Genomic DNA, 19,257 nt, shown 5'->3' on the forward strand with positions numbered 1-19,257 from the left:
GAACAGCAGAGATTGCACGTTCTGTCTATGATTGCCGCCATATCGATCGTGAACACCGTCCGTACACGACCGATCTGATTGCGCTCTGGGTTTTCGTCGCTTACCTTCGCCCCACTTCACCGTCGAACCCCTGGAGTCCGCGCGATGCGTCTGCTGCCCCTCGATCGTTCAGTCCTCGACGCGAGAGCGACGATCCTGCATCCCGACGAGCTGGTGACCGTCGACGACGCCACGGAAGGCGCCGAAGCGGTGCTCGTGTTCGGCGAGGAGATCGCCGCGGTCGGCTCGGTGGACGAGTGCCGCGCCCGTGCGGCGAGTCTCGGCCACCCCGAGCCGGACGTGCGACGTCTGCCGGGCACGCTCCTCCCGGGCTTCGTCGATCCGCACGCGCATCCCTTGATGTACGGGCAGATGATGACCTGGGTCGACTGCGGTCCCGAGCGCGCGTCGACCATTCCCGAGATCGTCGCGCTGCTTCGTGAGGCGGCCGAGAACACCCCGGCGGCCAGGCCCGTCCGCGGTTACGGCTACGAACACCGCAACCTGGCCGAGAAACGCCATCCGCGCAAGGAAGAACTCGACGCGGTCGCCGAAGACCGCGAGGTCTACCTCATGAACGCGAGCGGCCACGGCGGCGTGGTCAACAGCTTCACGTTGCGGCGCAACGGCGTCACCCGCGACACCCCGGATCCCGACGGCGGGGTGTTCTTCCGGGACGAGCACGGCGAGCTCACCGGGGAGCTGTCGGACGCGGCGTGCAACATCCTCACCGGCGTCACGGGGGTGAAGGTCGGGCATCACGGGCCGAACTTCCACCTCGAGGACGAGCCGGAGGAACACGCGCGGCAGCTGGCCGCCGCGCAGGAGAAGTTCCTCGCCGCGGGGGTGACCGCGATCGGCGACGCCCAGGTGACGCGCCGCGAGTTCGACATGTACCTGCGGCTGGACGAAGCCGGGCGGCTCAAGACCCGCGTCCACATGTACTTGCTGTCGCATCTGCTGGACCAGGCCCTGGAAATGGGGCTGCACGGCGCTTTCGGCACCACGCGCCTCGCGTTCGCGGGGATCAAGTTCTACGCCGACGGCACGCTCGGCGGCTGGACCGCGTACTTCCCGGACGGCTACGTCGGCGATCCGTGCCGCACCGGGCAGCTCTACCACGACCCGAAGGACTACTCCGCACTCATCGACAAGGCTCACGAAGCCGGGCTCCAGACCGCGACCCACGCCCAGTCCCCCGACGCGATCGCCATGGTGCTCGACGCCATCGAGGACGCGCAGCATCGGAATCCCCGGCCCGACGCCCGGCACCGCATTGAGCATTGCGGGCTGCCGTCGCCGAAGCAGATCGAGCGGATGGCCGCGCTCGGCGTCCACCCGGTCAACCAGCCGCAGCACTACTACAACTGGGGCGAAGGCGTCACCGATGCCGTCGGCACCCCGGGCGAGCGGTTCAACCCTCTCGGGGAGTTCCAGGCGGCGGGCGTCCCGGTCACGCTGAGCTCGGACGCCCCGGTCGCGGAGCCGAACCCGCTCGAAGCCATCCAGACCGCGGTGACCAGGACGACCCGCCGCGGTCACCGGCTCGGCGGCGACGAACTGCTGATCGACGTCCGGTCGGCCGTCGCCGCCCACACGATCGCCGGCGCCAGGGTGCTCGGCCGTGAACGCGACCTCGGCTCGATCACCCCCGGCAAACGCGCCGATTTCGTGCTGCTCGGCGAGAATCCCCTCACCTGCGAGCCGGATCGGATCGCCGGTATCCGCGTGCTCGAAACCTGGATCGACGGCGAGGTGGCCCGATGACAGTCCAGACCGACACCCACTCGCTCCGCCGGGCCCGCCGGGCCGGGCTCGCGGCCTTCGTCGGCACCACGATCGAGTGGTACGACTTCTACATCTACGCCACGGCGGCGAGCCTGGTCTTCGGCACCGTGTTCTTTCCCGAAACGGGCGACCGGCTGACCGGCGTCGCGGCGGCCTTCGCGACCTACGCCGTCGGCTTCTTCGCGCGGCCGCTCGGCGGCATCGTGTTCGGGCACGTCGGTGACCGGGTCGGCCGCAAGACCGCGCTCGTGGTGACCCTGACCATGATGGGCGCGGCGACCTTCCTCGTCGGCTGCCTGCCCGGCTACGCGCAGATCGGCACGTGGGCGCCCATCCTGCTGGTGGTGCTCAGGTTCGTCCAAGGGCTCGCCGTCGGCGGCGAGTGGGGCGGCGCCGTGCTCATGGCCGTCGAACACGCGCCACCGGACAAGAAGACCTTCTACGGCGCGTTCGCGCAGGCGGGGAACCCCGCGGGCGCGCTGCTGGCCACCGGTCTGTTCAGTCTCCTGAGCACCGGCGGCACCGAATGGCTCACCACGTGGGGCTGGCGGATCCCGTTCTTCGCGTCGGTGCTGCTCATCGGCGTCGGCCTCATCGTGCGGCTGAAGGTCGAAGAGTCCCCGGTCTTCGAGGAGACCGTCGAAGAAACCGGCGTGCCCATCCTGTACGCCGTCCGGACGAACTGGAAGCCGATCCTGCTGGGCATCTGCGTGCTGCCCGTCGCGGTCGGCGGCTATTACCTGGTCACCACCTTCGCGACGGCGTACGCGACCGATCCGGCCGTCGGCGTCTCCGAATCGCTCGTGCTCAACGCGCTCACCATCGCCGCGTTCGTCGAACTGGTCGTCAGCTTCGGCGCGGCCTGGCTCGGTGATCGCTTCGGCCGCGTGCGGGTGGTCGTGATCGGCCTCGCCGGTGTCGCCGTGCTCGCGGCTCCGCAGTTCCTGGTGCTCTCGACCAAGAACGCGGCGCTGATCATCGCGGCGTTCGTGGCGATGCGCCTGGCGATGACGGCGACCTACAGCCCGATCGCCGCCGTCCTGTCGCAGATGTTCCGGCCGCGGGCGCGCTACACCAGCATCTCGCTGTCCTACCAGCTGGCGGGCGCGCTCTTCGGCGGCCTCTCACCGCTGGTTTCGACGCTGCTGTTCCAGGCGACCGGCAGTATCTGGCCGGCGATCGGCCTGCTGATCGGCATGTGCGTGCTGAGCATCGTCTGCGTGCTGGCCGCGCCACAGCACACCGACGAGGTTTAGCGGATGCGCAGCCGCCGCATGAGTTTCAGCCCGGACAGCATCCCTTCGACGTACTTCTCGTAGGTCTGGCCGCCGCGGGGACCCATCACCTGCTTCTTGAGCACCGCCACGTTCTTGACGTCGGTGTACTTGAGCAGACCCTGGTCCCCGTGGCGGGCACCGACGCCCGAATTCTTGACCCCGCCGGACGGCGTCCCCTTCGAGGCGTACGCGGTGGCCAGGATGTCGTTGATGTTGACGTTGCCGGACTCGATCCGCGCGGCCACGGCGCGCGCGGCGCCGACGTCGGCGCCCCAGACCGAGGCGTTGAGGCCGTACTCGGTGTCGTTGGCCAGCGCGACGGCCTCGTCGACCGTGCGGTACTTGTGCAGTGCGACAACGGGTCCGAACGTTTCGGTGACACCGCAGAGCATGTCCTTCGTGACGCCTTCGAGGATCGTCGGTTCGAAGAACGCCGGGCCGAGATCGGGCCGCGGCTTTCCTCCACAAAGGACGGTCGCACCCTTGGCGACGGCGTCGTCCACATGGGACTTGACCCGGCTCATGTGGTCGACGGAGACGAGCGAGCCCATGTCCGGTCCGAAGTCATAGGCGGCGCGGACGTCGAGCGACTTGGTCTTGGCCACGTACGCGTTCTTGAACTCGTCGTAACGGGACTCCGGCAGGTAGATCCGCTCGATGTGCATGCAGATCTGCCCGGTGTTGCCGAAAGCGCCGAAGATGGCGCCCTGCACGGTCTCGGCGAGGTCTGCGTCTTCGACGACGATCATCGGGTTCTTACCGCCGAGTTCGAGACAGCAGCCGATGAGGTTGCGGCCCGCCCGTTCGCCGATCACCCGGCCGGTGGCGGTGGAACCGGTGAACATCACGTAGTTCGCCTGGTCGATGAGCGTCGGGCCGACGTCCGGGCCCTCGCCGCACACGACCTGGAACAACCCCTTCGGCAGTCCCGCCTTCTCCAGCAGCTCGACGCCGTAGAGCGGGGAGAGCGCGGTCTTGTTGTCGGGTTTCAGCACCACCGCGTTGCCGGCCATCAACGCCGGGACGGCGTCGGAAATGCCGGTGGCGAACGGGAAGTTCCACGGCGCGATGATCCCGACCACGCCCTTGGGCTGCCTGACTTCGGTCGACGTCGTCAGGAACGGCACGGGCCCGCCCCGTTTGGTCGGTGCCAGCAGTTTGGCGGCCCGCGTGAGGTAATGGCTCATCACCATCGCCGGATCGCAGGTCTCCTCGATCGCCATCCGCCGGTTCTTGCCGCTCTCGACCTGGATGAGGTCGGTGACGGCCGGTGCGTTGTCGACGAAGAGCGTATGCGCCCGTTTGAACACCTCCAGGCGCTGCTTGAGCGGGGTGGCGGCCCATTTCTCCTGCGCGGAGCGCGCGGTGGTGAACGCCTGCTCGATGTCGGCGGGAGTCGACTGGGGCAGCTCGACGAGCACGTCGCCGGTGTAGACCTCGGTGAGTTTCCAGGTCAAGCCGGACGAGCCCGGCACGCGTGCGACGAGCCGTTGGAGGAACGCGTCGGTCACCGACGCCGGTCGGGTGAGCGCGAGCGGTGTGACGGTCATGGCCCTCTTTCCGTCAGTTGTCCTGGAGAACGAGCTGCGCGCCCATCTCGCCGATCATGATGGCGGGCGCGTTGGTGTTGCCGCCGGTGATCGACGGCATGATCGAGGCGTCGCAGACCCGCAGGCCGTCGACGCCGCGGACCTTCAGGTCAGGGCTGACGACGGCGAGTTCGTCGACGCCCATCCGGCAGGTGCCGACGCCGTGGTAGACCGACGTCGCGCGGTTCAGGATCGCATCGCGTAGCTCCTGGCCCTGCAATGCCTTGCCCGGGTGGAGTTCTTCCTTGATCGAGCCGTTGAACGCCTTCGACGCGAAGATCTCGCGCACCATTTCCGAGCCCTCGCCGAGCAGTTCGAGATCGGCCGGATCGGACAGGTACTGCGGATCGATCAGCGGCGCCGCCGTGGGATCGGCCGAAGCGAGGCGCAGCGTGCCGCGGCTCTTCGGGTAGATCAGCGTGGTCAAGACGGTGAGCGCGGGCCGTTTGTCGACGTCGTGCCGGATCGGCGCGTCCTGGTTGGGCGTCACGTACGCCCACGGCAGGAGGTGCAGCTGGAGGTCGGGCACCTCGGCGGCCTGAGAGGTCTTGAGGAAGGCGACCGCCTCGAAGACCGAGTTCGCCAGGAACGTCGTCCCGGGCCGCATCAGTTCGCTGACGAGGCCGCGCGCGAAGTACGGCGGCGTGCCCCTGTTCTTGCTCGACGACGCGCGGAAGGTCAGCGCGTGGAACATGTGGTCGTGCAGGTTGTCGCCCACCGGCAGATCCGCGACGACGTCGATGCCGTGCTCCTTGAGGTGCTCGGCGTGGCCGATCCCGGACAGCATCAGCAGCTGCGCGGATCCGATGAAACCCGCCGAGAGGATGACCTCCTTGCCCGCACGGACGATTCGCTGTCCCCCGTTCGCGTCGACGACCTCGACGCCGACCGCGCGGCCGTTCTCGATGACCACCTTCTTCGCCAGCACGCCGGACTGGACCTCCAGTGTGGCCGGCGCGAGGTGGTGGATATAGCCGCGCGAGGCGCTGTAGCGCAGGCCGTCGGCGGCGTTCTGCTGCATCCGGCTGACGCCCTCTTGCGACCCGGCGTTGTAGTCGTCGAGGATCTCGCAGCCGATCGCCTCGGCGGTCGCCTGGAGGAACTGGAGCGTGCCCTCCTGCGGGGTCTTGTTGCGGGTGACCCGGATCGGCCCGCCCGCGCCTCGGAACTCGGTCTCGCCGTCCTCGAAGTCCTCCATCCGCTTGTACGCGGCGTTGACACTGTCGGCGTCCCAGCCCTTGTTGCCCTCGGCGGCCCAGGAATCGAAGTTGGCGCGGTTGCCGCGGACGTAGACCATGCCGTTGATGGAGCTGGAACCGCCGACCACCTTGCCGCGCGGCACCGGCATCCGGCGATCGAGAACGTGTTTCTGCGGCACCGAGTAGTAGCCCCAGTCGAACGGTTTCTTGAGCTGGGGCACCGCGTGCATCGGGCCGACCAGCCCCGGCTTCCTGACGAGCAGCTTGTCGTCGCTCTTACCCGCCTCGAGCACGATCACGCTGGCACCGGACTCCGCCAGCCGCCCCGCGATCGCGGCTCCCGAGCTGCCCGATCCGACGACCACGTAGTCGGCCTCGTCGCCGCGCGCAGCCCTGTTCGCCATGTCCGCTCCTCGGTCCGCCCACCGTGCAGAACTGTAACCTGTTCTAGTTCTGTCACCGTATAGCGAGACCGGCCGGTTCCGCAACGGGCGGTCGCTCCCCGGCCGGTCTTCGAGACCTCAGCGCAGCGGTTCGAGAACCTTCGCCAGCGGCTCCAGCACGGCCGGGGTGTGCGGCGGCGGCAGGTAGATGATCGCCAGGTCGAGGCCCGCTTCACCGAGGGCTTCGGCGTCCGCGGCGACCTTGGCGAAGTCCCCGTCCGTGCCGAGACGGACGTGCGAGGACAAGGTGATCTCCTTCGGATCCCGCCCGATGTCCGCGCAGTGCCGGTGCAACACCTCGCGCTTGTGCGCGAACTCCTCCGGCGTGCCGCCGACGAAGTTCCAGTGCTGGGCGTACTTCGCGGCCGTGCGCAGGGTCCGCTTCTCGCCGCTGCCGCCGATGCAGATCGGGGGATGCGGCTTCTGCACGCCCTTCGGTTCACAGCGGGCGTCGGTCAGCTGGTAGTGCTCGCCCTGGAACGTGGTGGTCTCCTGGGTCAGCAGGCCGACGAGGACCTCGCAGGCCTCCTCGAACCGGTCACTGCGTTCCTTGATGGTGCCCAGTTCCATGCCGTACGCGCCGGATTCCTCCTCGTTCCAGCCCGCGCCGACGCCGATCTCCAGCCGTCCGCCGGAAACGATGTCCAGCGTCGCGGCCATGTTCGCGAGAAGCGCGGGGTGACGGTAGTGGATCCCGCTGACCAGCGTGCCCAGCCGGAGCCGTTTCGTGGCCTGCGCGAGCGCGGTGAGCGTCACCCACCCTTCCAGGCACGGACCGGTCGAATCCGAGAAAATGGGATAGAAGTGATCGAAGGTCCAGCCGGATTCGAAGAGTTCGATCTCGTCGGCGGCCTGCCAGACGGCGAGCATGTCGGACCAGACGGTGTCCTGCGGCGAAGTCTTGATGGCGAATCGCATGATCTCGAGCGTAAACCTGGAGTTCCTCCAGTCGCTCCCGCAATTCAGCGGGCGATGCCCCGGCGAAGGTAGTCGTCGGCGTCCACTCCGGACTCGACGAGCAACGCACGCGTGTGCTTTCCCAATGCCGGGACGTCGCCCATGCACGCCTCGAAATCGTCGAAGGTCACCGGCGGCAGCAAAGCGTCGACCCTGGCGAATTCGGTGCCGACCTCGCGCCAGCGATCGCGCGCCCGCAGCTGCGGATGATCGGCGACCTGGCCGACGTCCTTGAGCTGGGCGGCGGGAACCCCGGCCGCCGCGAGCTTTTCGTCAAGTTCGCTGTTGGACCACAGCGATGTCCGGGCCGCGACGGCGGCGTCGCATTCCTCGCGATGGGCCACGCGCTGCACGTTCGTGGTGAAGCGCGAGTCGTCGGCGAGTTCGGGCGCGTCGAGGACATCGGTGACGAGGGTGCGCCAGCCGGTGTCGTTCTGGACGCCGATCAGCATCTGGCCGTCGCGCGTGGGAAAGGCGTCGTACGGCGCGATCGAACTGTGGCTCAGTCCCATCCGCTCCGGCTCGGTTCCGGCGTACATCCGGGTGTTGAGCGCGTACCCCATCCATTCGACGGTGGCTTCCAGCATCGAGACCTCGATCGTCGCGCCCTCGCCGGTGCGCCAGCGGCGCAGCAACGCCGCCAGCACCGCCTGCGCGCAGTACATGCCGGAGGCGATGTCGGCGGTCGGGATCCCGGTCTTCGCCGGGGCTTCGGGAGTGCCGGTGATCGCGATGAGCCCGGCCTCGGCCTGGATCAGCATGTCGTAGGCCTTGCGCTGCTCCATCGGCCCGCCCGAGCCGAAGCCGGACAGGTTCACCACGACCAGCTCCGGGTGATCCGCCCGCAGGTCACCGAAACCGAGCCGCTCCGCCGCTCCCGGAGCGAGGTTCTGCACGAACACGTCGGCCTTCGCGACCAGCCGCCGGACGACGTCACGGCCCTCGGCGGACTTGAGGTCGACGGCGAGCGACTCCTTGCCCCGGTTGAGCCAGACGAAATGCGCGCCGCTTCCGTGTACGGCGTGGTCGTAGGCGCGGGCGAAATCCCCGCCGTCGACGCGTTCGACCTTGATCACGCGCGCGCCGAGATCGGCGAGGTTGCGGGTCGCCAGCGGGGCGGCGACAGCTTGTTCGATGGCGACGACCGTGACCCCTTCGAGCGGCCGGGTCATGCTTTCTTCTTCTCGGCCCGCACCAGGCCACCGCCGATGATCAGCCGCTGGATCTCACTGGTGCCCTCGTACAGCCGCATCAACCGGACGTCACGGTAGATGCGCTCGACCGCGACCTCGCGCATGTAGCCACTGCCGCCGTGCACCTGTACCGCGAGGTCGGCGACCTTCCCGGCCATTTCGGTGCAGAACAGTTTCGCCGCCGACGGCGCGATCCGCCGGTCCTCCCCCGTCACGTACGCCCGAGCCGCCTCACGGGCGAACGCCCGGCCAGCGAGCACACCGGTCTGCTGATCGGCGAGCATCGCCTGCACCAGCTGGAAATCCCCGATCGGCGTCCCGCCCTGGGTCGCGGTCGCGGCGTAGGCGACCGACTCGTCGAGCGCCCGTTGCGCCGTACCGACCGCCAGGCCCGCCATGTGGATCCGCCCGCGCGCCAGCGACGTCATCGCCGCCTTGTACCCGACCTCCCCGTCCCCGCCGACCAGCGCCTCCGGCCCGACACGGACCTGCGAGAACGTCACGTCCGCGGTACGCGAACCCTCCTGCCCCATCTTGGCGTCCTTCGCCCCGACCGTGATGCCCGGCGCGTCCGCGGGCACCAGGAACACCGCGATCCCGGTGTCGATACGCGCGAAGACCACGAACAGCCCGGCCTCGGTGGCGTTGGTGATGAACTGCTTGCCGCCGTCGATCACCCAGCCGTCGCCGTCCGGCTTCGCGCTGGTCCGCAGACCGGCCGGATTGGAGCCGGCACCCGGCTCGGTGAGCGCGAACGACGCGACGACCTCACCCGACGCGATACCCGGCAGCCACCGCGCCCGCTGTTCGTCCGTGCCGAACCCGACGAGCACCTGTCCGGCGATCCCGTTGTTCGTCCCGAACATCGACCGCAACGCCAAGGACGTGTAACCCAGCGTCATCGCCACCTCGACGTCCTGCACCAGATCGAGGCCGAGCCCGCCCCACTCCTGCGGGATCGCGTACCCGAACAGCCCCATCTCCGCGGCCTGCGCCCGCAGATCGGCCGGGATGGCGTCCGTGCTCATGATCTCCAGCTCGCGAGGCATCACGCGGGTGCGGACGAAGTCGTCGATCTGGGCGAGAACGTCCGCGAACACGTCGCCGGGGACGTCGGGGTTGCCGGTGTACATGTCCTCACTATCGATCACCGGCCGGACTTCGGTCCACCTCCAAGAGTGGATCCGGCCGCGAGACCTACCGGAGATGTCGATCTTCGTCCTAACGTCGTTCCCATGCGTACACGTACCGCTTTCCTCGCCATGGCCTCCGCCGTCGCCCTGTGCTTCACGATCCCCGCGACCGCGTCCGCGGCCGAAGGCGAATTCACCTACCGCTACTACGACGAAGACGAAGAGCTCCAGGTCGGCACCCTGGTCGACCCGCCAAGCGGCGAATGCATAGAGATACCCGAAATAGCCGACTGGGACGTCGACGCTTTCCGCCCGCGCAACAACACCGACTCGACCGCGGTGGTGTTCCTGGACGACGACTGCAAGAGCGATTCCTACTTTTCCTTGCGCCCGAACGGTGGACGAGGCTCGGACAGGCTTCTCCTGCGCTCGGTCATCTTCAGTTAGGCCAACCGGATCTCGACACTTCACCCCGCGCGGCGAAAGATGAGCCGCAGGGGTGGTCGTCATGGCCCGACGTGGTCTCGTTCTCCTGGCCCTGTTCACGATCTTTCTGGGGCTGCTGGTTCCCCGCGCCGCGGCCGCCGAGCCGGTCACCAGGTACGAGGGTGAACTCGGAGGCGCACGCTATCTGGTGCTGGTGCCGGAAAACTGGAACGGCACGCTCATGCTGTGGAGTCACGGGATGTACTCCCTGGCCTATCCGGAGCCGGAGCGGATCGCGCTGACCTCGCAGCCCACGACCGAGTCCTATCTGCTGGAGCAGGGCTACGCGCTGGCCGCGTCCCAGTACCGGACCGTCCGCGGCTGGTCGATCGAAGAGGCGCTGACCGACCAGATCCGTTTGCACGACTGGTTTTCCCGCACGGTCGGTAAGCCGCGGCGGACCATCGCGACGGGCGAATCAGTGGGAGCGATCACCGCGTCCCTGCTCGCCGAGAGGAACCCGCGGCGGTTCGCCGGTTTGATGACCTTCTGCGGCAACCTCGCCGGCGGGGCGGCGCACTGGAACTCCGGTCTCGATCTCGGGTACGCCCTGAACACGCTGCTCGACGCGCGGCTGGACCTGGTGCGGATCGCCGATCCCGCGGCGAACGCGGGCCGGTTCACCGACGTGGTGCGGTCCGCCACCGCGAACCCGCAAGGCCAGGCCCGGCTCGCGCTGGCGAACGCGCTGGCCGAAATCCCCGGCTGGTTCGACGCCACCCGGCCCCGGCCGCAGGCCGTCGCCGATCAGGTTTTCTGGCAGGGCGTATGGGATCGCTTCTATCGCGTCAGCGCTTTCGGCGTGGACAGGGTCGCGCTGGAGCGGCGCGCGGGCGGCAACCCGAGCTGGAACGTGGGCGTCGATTACCGGCGGATCCTCGCGCAGGCCGGCGAGCGGCCGCTCGTGGAACGGGCCTACGCGGAGGCGGGACTGGACCTCGACGCTGACCTCGACAGGCTGGCGAAGGCACCGCGAGTCACGCCCGATCCGGCCGCGGTCGGGTATCTGGCGCGCTTCGGGCTACCGCTGGGACGCACGCCGGTCCCGGTGCTGACCATGCACACCGTCGCGGACGGCGCCGCGCCGGCGGCGCACGAACGCGCCTACGCCGAACGAGCCGGGCCGGGAGGCGATCTCCGGCAGCTGTTCGTGAACCGCGCCGGGCACTGTGTGTTCACCGCGTCCGAGGAGATCACCGCCCTGCGCACGCTGGAGCGGCGGCTGGACGCCGGACACTGGCCGCCGGACGCGCCCGCCGCGCTGAACTCCGAGGCCGGCAAGCTCGCGCCGGAACACCAGACGATCTTCGACGCCGTCGGGGAAGCCCGGGTGACGACCACCCCGGCGTTCACCCGGCACTCCCCTCCCCCGTATCCGAGGGTCCTGCCGTTCTAGGTGCCGGTGACGAGCGTCAGCCCGTAAGCCGACAGGACGCGGTTGACCGGGTAGAAGTAGGTCGTGCCGCCGCTGGAGCAGTTCCCGCTGCCGCCGACCAGTACTCCCTGCGCCTGCGTCCCGCTGACGAACGGGCCGCCGTGGTCACCCGGCTCGGCGCAGACGGACGTGCGGGTCAAGCCGGTCAGCGTTCCTTCGGGGAAGGTGATCGACACGTTCTTCGCCTGGATGATCCCGCAGTGCCATCCGGTGGTCGCGCCGTACCGGCAGACCGACGCGCCGACCGGGGCCTCGACCGAACCGGTGATCGTGCGGCCGCCGGTGGGCGGGATCGAGCCCACCAAGCGCCAGTCGGTCGTATTGGTCACGCGGATGACGATCGCGCCGGTCGGCGGGACCTGAGTGCCGACGACCACCCCGACCACCCGGCCCGCGCTGCGGATGGTGTCGCCGGGTTTGCCGCAAGCGGAACTCGCGATCAGGTAGCCGGTCTTGCCCGAGACGGCGGCGAACCCGGCCGTGCACCGCGTCGCGGCGCTGCTCTGCAACACACTCCCGCCGCCGAGCGGGGCTTGAGCGCTCGCGTGCGCCGTCGCCGGGAACGCCAGGCCGAACGCCAGGACCAGGCAGGACAGGGATCGGGGCAGTCTCACGGGACCCTCCGATGGCCGGGGATGCCCCGATCGTAACGAGCGGGGCCGCCCCTACCCACCGCCGAACCGCGCATTCTCAGCGCCAGCCGAGCTCCGGGGCCACGTGCTTGAGGATGCTCTCCAGCACGTGCGCGTTGTAGTCGACGCCGAGCTGGTTCGGGATGGTCAACAAGAGGGTGTCCGCGGCCTCGATCGCCTCGTCCTCCTTGAGCGCCCGCACCAGCTCGTCCGGCTCGGCGGCGTACGACCGCCCAAAGATCGCCCTGGTCGTCTCGTCGATCATGCCGACCTGGTCCCGAGAGTTCCGATCACGGCCGAAATACGCGCGGTCGAGGTCGTTGGTCAACGCGAAGATGCTGCGGCTGACCGACACCCGCGGCTCACGCTCGTGACCGGCCTCCTTCCAGGCTTCGCGGTAGGCCTCGATCTGCTTGCGCTGCTGAACGTGCAGCGGCTCGCCCGTCTCGTCGTCCTTGAGCGTGGAACTCTGCAGGTTCATGCCCTGCTCCGCCGCCCACACCGCGGTCGCGTTCGAGCTGGACCCCCACCAGATCCGCTCGCGCAGCCCCTCGGAGTACGGCTCCAGCCGCAGCAGCCCCGGCGGGTTGGCGAACATCGGCCGCGGATTCGGCTGCGCGAACCCCTCGCCCTCGAGCAGCTTGAGGAAGACCTCGGTGCGCTGCCGGGCCATGTCCGCGACGGTCTGCCCCTCCTCCGGCCCGTAACCGAAGTACCGCCAGCCGTCGATCACCTGCTCCGGGGATCCTCGGCTGACCCCGAGCTGGAGCCTGCCCCTCGAGATGAGGTCGGCGGCGCCCGCCTCCTCGGCCATGTACATCGGGTTCTCGTAGCGCATGTCGATCACGCCGGTGCCGATCTCGATCTTCGACGTCCTTGCCCCGATCGCCGAGAGCAATGGGAACGGGCTGCCCGCCTGCCGCGCGAAGTGGTGCACCCGGAAGTACGCGCCGTCCACGCCGAGCTCCTCGGCCGCGACGGCCAGGTCGATCGACTGATGCAGGAAGTCGGCGGCGGACCGCGTCTCGGAGTGCGCGCTCGGCGACCAGTGGCCGAAGGACAGGAAACCAATCTTCTTCACGCCCGTGTAAGCGCCCGGTGCCGGGGTTTGATTCCCCACCCTCTGTAATCGCCGGTCACAGTACGCACTTTCGGCTTCCGACCTGGCGATACGTGCCCATCCGACGCCGTGAAACCTGTCGGAGGGTAACCGAACATCGTCTCAATGTAGGTCTGCGTGACGATACGTACCCCCCTGATTGAGGCCTCCAAGGCGACGTATACTCTTCTCACATCAGCAAGTCCGAGTGGCGGAATGGCAGACGCGCTAGCTTGAGGTGCTAGTGTCCTTAACGGACGTGGGGGTTCAAGTCCCCCCTCGGACACACGCAGTATCTACACCGGGGCTGGTCATCGCATAGATGGCCAGCTCTTTTGGTTCGTAGCGTAACTCCAGATTCAACCGCTGGTAGAGCCGGGCCAGCCCGGCTGGCTTCGCATCGGCGAGCATCGCTCCGACATCCCCGAGCGAATCGATCATCGCGTAGACCTCCGCGTCCGTGACTCTCCGGTCCGCAGGCGCGCCGTCCAGCTCGGCCTTGGCCGCAACACGCTCCGCGTGTGCCTGGTTCATGGCATCGACGACGGCCGTGGGATCGACTCCCGCCCCGATGGCTTCCTGGAACCGACGAAGCCGCGCCTCCGCGTCCGCCAGCCGGCGCCGAGCCGCCTCGTGCGCACCGCCAGTGTTCCCACCAGCGGAGTCAAGCAGCGCCGCAACGGTCTGGTCGACGTTGTCGGGCGCGAACAGCCACCCGATCCACCCATTGAGCGCTTCGACCACTGTGCTTTCACGCAGGTTCACGGTCTTCGGGTGGTCGGCGAGCATCGCTGAACCTGGCGCCATCGTCCGGGCCGTGCAGCGGTAGTACGCGCCCTTGCGGATGGTCGCACCTTGCATCTTCCGATGACAGACTCCGCAACGGACCAGCCCGCGTAGAAGGTATGTCCGAGCTGTGCTGCGAGCGCCTCGCTCCGCCTTCCTCGCTGTCGCCAGGCCGCCGCTCGCCTTCGAGCGTCGAAGCAACTGAGCTTGCGTGAACGTCTCGACAGACACGATCTTCGGATGAGCCTGGTTCCTCGACCGCACCACGCGGTCCGGAGAAGCGCGCCGGAAGCGGACCACGTGGCCGGCTGCTACGTCGTCGGGATCCAGCAGCATCTCGTGCTTGGCCCAGCGACCGAAGATCGCATAGCCGGTGTACCGCGGATTCTCCAGAATCGCTCGAACCGTGCTTGCCTGCCAGCCGTCCGCCAACCGGTGCTGATTCTGATCCGGCCGTTTCGCCGACGGGCACGGGATTCCTTCGAGATTCAGCATGTTCGCGATCGCGCGATCACCGCTTCCGTCGAGATACTCGGCGAAGATGCGACGAACCACCTCGGCGCCGGGCTCGTCGATCGCGAGCAGGCGCAGCCGGAACCCCTCCGCTGCCTTCCTCGGGTTCGGATGTGGCCCGCCATCTACGACCACGTACCCGTACGGTGCACGGCCTCCCTGGTGCCGTCCCTCGTTAACGACCTGCGCGTCCATCGCCGCCCGGACGCGCGCCTGAACGTGCTGCCGCTCCGACTCACTCATGCCACCGAGCACGCTCATCAACATCTTGTGCGACGGATTCCGCGGGTCGAACCGCCCGCCGAGCTCCGGCACCCACAAGTCCACGCCGTACGCGGCGAACCGCGGAGCGATCAGCGAGAACTGGTTGCCGAACCAACAACGGGTCCCCTCACCGACGACCAGGGCGTTCCACGTCCGGCGAGGATTCTTCAGCTCGGCGAGCAGACGCGACGCTTCGGTCCTCCGCTCCCACGGCACTGACCGCGACTGGCCCACGTCGAAGTACTCGGCCACGATCCGGCCGCCCAGCGGCTCGACGAACTTGCGCGCGTTCCCGATCTGCCAGCCTCGCGAGGTCTCCGGGTCCTGGTTGTCTTCAGTAGAGCAGCGACCGTAGACCGCCAACTCGCCGATCCCGTCGTCCACGGGCTCGGCTACCTCAAGGCCCAGGATCTCGTCCAATTTCGACCATGGGTCGCTGATTTCAGCGGTCATCGGTCGCCTCCCTTCCTGGTCCATCAAGGACCGGCACCTCAGTCAGGTCGATGAGAACCGCCAGCAAGGCGCGTGCCGCCGCAGGCGTCAGCTCAGGCAATCCTGCAGGTAGGATAACCCGACAAGGCTGGTTGTTCTGGTTTGCGCTCATCGCTGGGCACCCGTGGCAGCGTATACATCGCCATGACCAGCTTGCTCGACAGCACGGCGGATATCAGCGGTCAGGTAGCCCCGAACCTGCCGGGTCTCACCGTCCTCGCTGGTCACACGGTCTCGCGTCGGCCGACATCCTGCTTCGGTCATCTGCTGCGAGAACATCCTGCGTTCGATGCCGAGCGCCTCCACTAACTCGGCCGTGGGGACGAACTGCCGCCCCTCAGGTCCGAGGTCGACTCCCAGATACTCGACGAGCGCAGAGAGCGGTTCTGGTAACTCAGGCATCGATGGGCTTGTTACAACCCCCGCGCCCAGAGCGTGTGCAACGGCAGCGTGATCGAGTGTTGGCATACCGTCCTGACCGGCCGCATGCCCTGTCAGCGTTCCAGCCGCCTCCCGCAGAGCGCGCCCCTGCTGACAGATGGTCTGCCAGTCCTCGTTCGGCATGTAGTACGTGCGGACCGTCATCGCCAACACATCCGCCCCAGCCGCCGTGTCACCGTCCGGCCTGAGGATGCCCACGCCCTTGTGCGACGGCAGAAGGCGAGACGAGTCGAACCCGCGGGTGTTCATCTGCTCGCCGAGCACGATGTTTGAGTCACGCCAGTCCATCACCCGAAGGGCGAACCGTGATCCGAGCACCGCCCGGAGCCCGGATGGGATGGTCTTGGAGTCGGGGCGTTGAGTGGCGAGTACGAGCACGATCCCGGCCGCTGGCCCCTTCTTGGCCAGCCACGTCAACAACTCGCCGATGTACTCGCCTGCCGCAAGCCTCTTTCCTTGTACCTCAACAGGAGTGCGATCTTCGAGCGGCACCTGAACCTCGTCGATGAAGATCGCCGTTATCGGCATGTTCAGCGCCTTGTCCCGTGACATCTCCGGCGTCACCTTCGATTCCGGGCACACCAAGTCGTCCAGATCCCGCATACGCCGGAACCTGCCCTGGACTTCGGCAACCAATTCGGCCAGCCAATCAATGAGGGCCAAGACGTGTTCAGGCTCGTCACCAGCCATAAAGCGGTGCGCAACTCGCCCGGCGGCGACCCAATCTTTCCCAGCCTTGAAGTCCGCCACGTACAGCCGCACCCAAGCGTCCAGGACAAGTCCACTAGCAGCGAGCCGGGCAGCGAACGTCTTACCCTGCCTGGGAATAGCGCCGATCAGAAGCGACGTCCACACGAGCGGCAGATCGATCCACCGATCTCGCGCGTCACGTCCGAATGGGACAGGCCGCCAAGCATCCCAGCGCGTAACGCCGAGCAGCGGCGTCTGAAGAGGCGCACGAACGTACGGGTCCTCATCGGCGACCCACATCGAGATCCGGCCGGCATGCCCACCGTTTCCGCGCACGCGCTCCACGATGAGCTGAACTTCGTCGACTGCCAGGGCTGAAGCCAACGCATCCCGATTCTTCACGACATCCGCGGCCTTCCGCGTCGCCGGCAGGTCCACGGTGACCGCCCAACCGTCGCCCACACGCGTTGCTCGTTCCACCAAGCGAAGTGTCTCGTCCTTTCCGATCAGCTTCGCGTCGCGGAACGCATCCACAAGAACTTGCGGATCCATCGTCCACGTCAGCGTGCGCGGACCGGCAAGCGCGGGCTTCCGTCCCGGACTGCCATCCTTGCGGCGTCCCAGAATCGCCAGCGCCAGTGATGCGACAGCCCCGCCGATCCACAGTGGATCGTGTCCGTACAGGAGATCCACAACGGCGACCGCCAACGCCACTATGGCAACGACGGCACCAGTGACCTTCCAGCGGAACAGCGTCAGTTCACGAATCTCCGTGAACTTGTCGGCAAGCTTCTCCGAGTCCTCGGCAGCCGTCCGATAGTCGTTTACTTTGACCCAGCCTCGCCAGGCGCGCGTACCGGCTACGGCCCCACGGACCACCGCACCCGCGTACCGAAGTGGCGACTTGACTATCCAGACCACGGCGTCCTTCGCAGCCTGGACGGCTTGCGGCCTACTCTTCATCCACAGTGGCACTCGCGGTGAGTGCTTCCACCAGCGCGCGAGCCGCCGACGGACGGTCCGAACACGCGGTTGGGGTAGCGAGTCGTCGATCAACTCACCGTCCAGGATCGGCCCGATGTGCTCGACGTCGCCCGAGGCCATTCGGGCCAGAGACACACCGCTGTCAGCCTCTGAACTCGCTTCAGCTGCCATGGCGCACCCCCTCGGCCACCTCGGCCGAAAGCTCGGCAGCGAGCCGGGAGGACAACCCGCGCGAACAACCAGTGACCTCTCGCACCCAGGCAGGCGTCACTCTGACGTCGGGTTTCCAGGCCAGCCGCGCGTCGGCGAGGTAGTCGGCGAACAGCCGACGAGCGGGGCGTTCACGATCAGCCGTCGCCAGTTCATGAACGTCCGCGGGTTTCGCAGTGTTCACGAGAGCAACCTGCACGGCGTCCGTGAGCTTGTCGCGTAGGTCGGTGACGGCTTCGGCCGCGACGAATACGACCATCGGCGGCACGGAGTGCAAAACCACTCCAGCCGGTGATCCCGCCGCCCACGAAGACCAGGTGTTCATGACATACGTGGCCGCCAACGTGAGCCACTTCGCCGCACGGACCCACCGCCCGGTGCGAACCTGGTACCGGGCGGTGACCTGCTCAGCTCGAAGGATGGCGAGCAGCACGAGGCACACAGTCGGGTCCAGCAGCCAGGCCGTCAGCCAGGGCAACGAGCCGAATTCCGATCCGGCGGCAGCGAACCACTGGACGTTGGCCGCAGTGAACGCCAGTCCGAGTATGATTCCGGCCCAGCACAGCCGATCGACCTGAGCACGAACTCGCTCGATCCGAAGGGCGACAACGTCCGGATGGGTCCGCCAGCGGCGGACATCGGCAGCCTCTGCGGCATCCGCGGCGAGCCGCTGAGCACGGCTCGTCGATGCCGTACGGGACGACATCTCCTGCGTCATGTCGATCATCGCCCACCGCCTCGACGTGAGGTATCGAGTGATGTGACGGTCAGTGCACGCGTCAGGACGTATGCCGCGATCAAGTCCGGCACTCCGAGTACCACGAGCAACAGAGTCGGGTTGCCAGGATGGGTGATCACGAGCCACTGCACACCCACGAACGCCGCGCCCGTGAACAGCACCCTTCCGGCGAGCGAGACGACTCGTGCGCCCGCTCGTGCCGTTTCGGCAGCGCGGCGCGCTTTGCGTGCGCCGACACGCCACACCATGAACAGGGCGAACAGAACACCAAGTCCGGCGAGAACCTGTGTCGACGAGAGGGTGAGCGTCATCGCGCCTCGCCTCCTCGGCGACGCTGCCAAACCATGTGGAGGATGCGCCGATCGGTATCCGCCATCGCGCCCCACACGCCGAGAGCATCCGGTCCGGTAGTACGCAGATCGAGTTCAAGGCACTCGTCGATTACCGGGCAGCCGGCACACAGCCGCCTGGCCAGTTCCCTGTCAGGTGGATCGTCCCCGGTCAGTTCCGGTATGTCCGCGCGCTCGAATGCCCAGAAGCACAGGCCGTCCCTTTCGACGACATCCTTCAAGACCGAGTCAGGCACAGAGGCGAACCGGTCTAGCCGGGCGGCGATCGCCGTGTAGTCGAGTTCGCTCATCGCACACCCCCACCGAGGGCTCGCCGCAGCTCTGCAGCCGGAATGACGAGGCGCGAACGGCGCCGCTCGGCCCGCAGTTCACCGATCCGGATGGCGCGATGGATCGAGTTGAGGTCAACGCCGAGAATCCAGGCGGCGTCAGCCGGTGAGTAGAACGCTGGCCCGCCAGCGTCAGGCATTTTCTTCTGCATTGAGGTGTCCTTAAAGTCGGAAAGCTGATTTGAGCCT

General features: G+C 67.7%; 17 protein-coding genes and 1 tRNA gene. 5 read left to right on the forward strand and 13 right to left on the reverse strand.

Annotated elements, in window-relative coordinates:
• Positions 1-144: 144 nt before the first annotated feature.
• The gene (locus H4W30_RS23105) at positions 145-1,806 is read left to right on the forward strand and encodes an amidohydrolase (RefSeq protein ID WP_192744772.1); all 1,662 of its coding nucleotides are present in this window, start codon (positions 145-147) and stop codon (positions 1,804-1,806) included.
• Entirely contained in the window at positions 1,803-3,083 is a 1,281-nt protein-coding gene (locus tag H4W30_RS23110) for an MFS transporter (protein ID WP_192744773.1), read from the forward strand. Before H4W30_RS23105 ends, H4W30_RS23110 begins: the two co-directional genes overlap by 4 nt.
• Here H4W30_RS23110 and H4W30_RS23115 read toward each other — a convergent pair.
• The 5 genes from H4W30_RS23115 to H4W30_RS23135 all read right to left on the reverse strand — a co-directional run bounded on the left by H4W30_RS23115 (position 3,080) and on the right by H4W30_RS23135 (position 9,618).
• On the reverse strand, positions 3,080-4,654 hold the full coding sequence (locus H4W30_RS23115; RefSeq protein WP_192744774.1) for a succinic semialdehyde dehydrogenase: 1,575 nt from the start codon (positions 4,652-4,654) through the stop codon (positions 3,080-3,082). The genes H4W30_RS23110 and H4W30_RS23115 overlap by 4 nt on opposite strands.
• Before the next feature lie 13 nt (positions 4,655-4,667).
• On the reverse strand, positions 4,668-6,296 hold the full coding sequence (locus H4W30_RS23120) for a GMC family oxidoreductase (protein ID WP_192744775.1): 1,629 nt from the start codon (positions 6,294-6,296) through the stop codon (positions 4,668-4,670).
• Between the two features lie 117 nt (positions 6,297-6,413).
• Positions 6,414-7,253 (reverse strand): LLM class F420-dependent oxidoreductase, encoded by an 840-nt coding sequence (locus H4W30_RS23125; RefSeq protein ID WP_192744776.1) that lies wholly within the window; start codon positions 7,251-7,253, stop codon positions 6,414-6,416.
• A gap of 44 nt (positions 7,254-7,297) precedes the next feature.
• Entirely contained in the window at positions 7,298-8,464 is a 1,167-nt protein-coding gene (locus H4W30_RS23130) for a CaiB/BaiF CoA transferase family protein (protein ID WP_192744777.1), read from the reverse strand.
• Positions 8,461-9,618 carry an acyl-CoA dehydrogenase family protein gene (locus H4W30_RS23135; RefSeq protein ID WP_192744778.1) on the reverse strand — a complete coding sequence of 386 codons (1,158 nt, stop codon included), beginning with the start codon at positions 9,616-9,618 and terminating at the stop codon, positions 8,461-8,463. Before H4W30_RS23135 ends, H4W30_RS23130 begins: the two co-directional genes overlap by 4 nt.
• 102 nt (positions 9,619-9,720) lie before the next feature.
• On the opposite strand from H4W30_RS23135, the gene H4W30_RS23140 reads away from it, so the two are divergent.
• Both H4W30_RS23140 and H4W30_RS23145 read left to right on the forward strand, forming a co-directional pair.
• On the forward strand, positions 9,721-10,065 hold the full coding sequence (locus H4W30_RS23140; RefSeq protein ID WP_192744779.1) for a hypothetical protein: 345 nt from the start codon (positions 9,721-9,723) through the stop codon (positions 10,063-10,065).
• Between the two features lie 61 nt (positions 10,066-10,126).
• On the forward strand, positions 10,127-11,500 hold the full coding sequence (locus H4W30_RS23145; RefSeq protein WP_192744780.1) for an alpha/beta hydrolase family protein: 1,374 nt from the start codon (positions 10,127-10,129) through the stop codon (positions 11,498-11,500).
• Here the strand turns inward: H4W30_RS23145 and H4W30_RS23150 are convergent.
• On the reverse strand, positions 11,497-12,153 hold the full coding sequence (locus H4W30_RS23150; RefSeq protein ID WP_192744781.1) for a S1 family peptidase: 657 nt from the start codon (positions 12,151-12,153) through the stop codon (positions 11,497-11,499). The genes H4W30_RS23145 and H4W30_RS23150 overlap by 4 nt on opposite strands.
• A gap of 76 nt (positions 12,154-12,229) precedes the next feature.
• A complete protein-coding gene (locus tag H4W30_RS23155) occupies positions 12,230-13,252 on the reverse strand; it encodes an LLM class flavin-dependent oxidoreductase (RefSeq protein WP_192744782.1) in 1,023 nt (340 codons plus the stop codon).
• Positions 13,253-13,472: 220 nt separating this feature from the next.
• Between H4W30_RS23155 and H4W30_RS23160 the strand changes: the two genes are divergently transcribed.
• Positions 13,473-13,556 (forward strand) — tRNA-Leu (locus H4W30_RS23160).
• On the opposite strand, the gene H4W30_RS23165 is transcribed toward H4W30_RS23160, so the two are convergent.
• The 6 genes from H4W30_RS23165 to H4W30_RS23190 form a co-directional block, all read right to left on the reverse strand.
• Positions 13,538-15,286, reverse strand: a complete 1,749-nt coding sequence (locus tag H4W30_RS23165; RefSeq protein ID WP_192744783.1) for a recombinase family protein — start codon at positions 15,284-15,286, stop codon at positions 13,538-13,540. The genes H4W30_RS23160 and H4W30_RS23165 overlap by 19 nt on opposite strands.
• 147 nt (positions 15,287-15,433) lie before the next feature.
• Positions 15,434-17,611, reverse strand: coding sequence for an FtsK/SpoIIIE domain-containing protein (locus H4W30_RS23170; protein WP_225949835.1), 2,178 nt, complete (start codon positions 17,609-17,611; stop codon positions 15,434-15,436).
• The gene (locus H4W30_RS23175) at positions 17,601-18,377 is read right to left on the reverse strand and encodes a hypothetical protein (protein WP_192744784.1); all 777 of its coding nucleotides are present in this window, start codon (positions 18,375-18,377) and stop codon (positions 17,601-17,603) included. The genes H4W30_RS23170 and H4W30_RS23175 overlap by 11 nt, the downstream gene beginning before the upstream one ends.
• Positions 18,374-18,700, reverse strand: a complete 327-nt coding sequence (locus tag H4W30_RS23180) for a hypothetical protein (protein ID WP_192744785.1) — start codon at positions 18,698-18,700, stop codon at positions 18,374-18,376. The genes H4W30_RS23175 and H4W30_RS23180 overlap by 4 nt, the downstream gene beginning before the upstream one ends.
• Entirely contained in the window at positions 18,697-19,029 is a 333-nt protein-coding gene (locus H4W30_RS23185) for a WhiB family transcriptional regulator (protein ID WP_192744786.1), read from the reverse strand. Before H4W30_RS23185 ends, H4W30_RS23180 begins: the two co-directional genes overlap by 4 nt.
• Positions 19,026-19,220 (reverse strand): helix-turn-helix domain-containing protein, encoded by a 195-nt coding sequence (locus H4W30_RS23190; RefSeq protein WP_192744787.1) that lies wholly within the window; start codon positions 19,218-19,220, stop codon positions 19,026-19,028. Before H4W30_RS23190 ends, H4W30_RS23185 begins: the two co-directional genes overlap by 4 nt.
• Positions 19,221-19,257 lie beyond the last annotated feature (37 nt).

The sequence above is a fragment of the Amycolatopsis roodepoortensis genome (assembly GCF_014873915.1).
Taxonomy (GTDB): Bacteria; Actinomycetota; Actinomycetes; order Mycobacteriales; family Pseudonocardiaceae; genus Amycolatopsis; species Amycolatopsis roodepoortensis.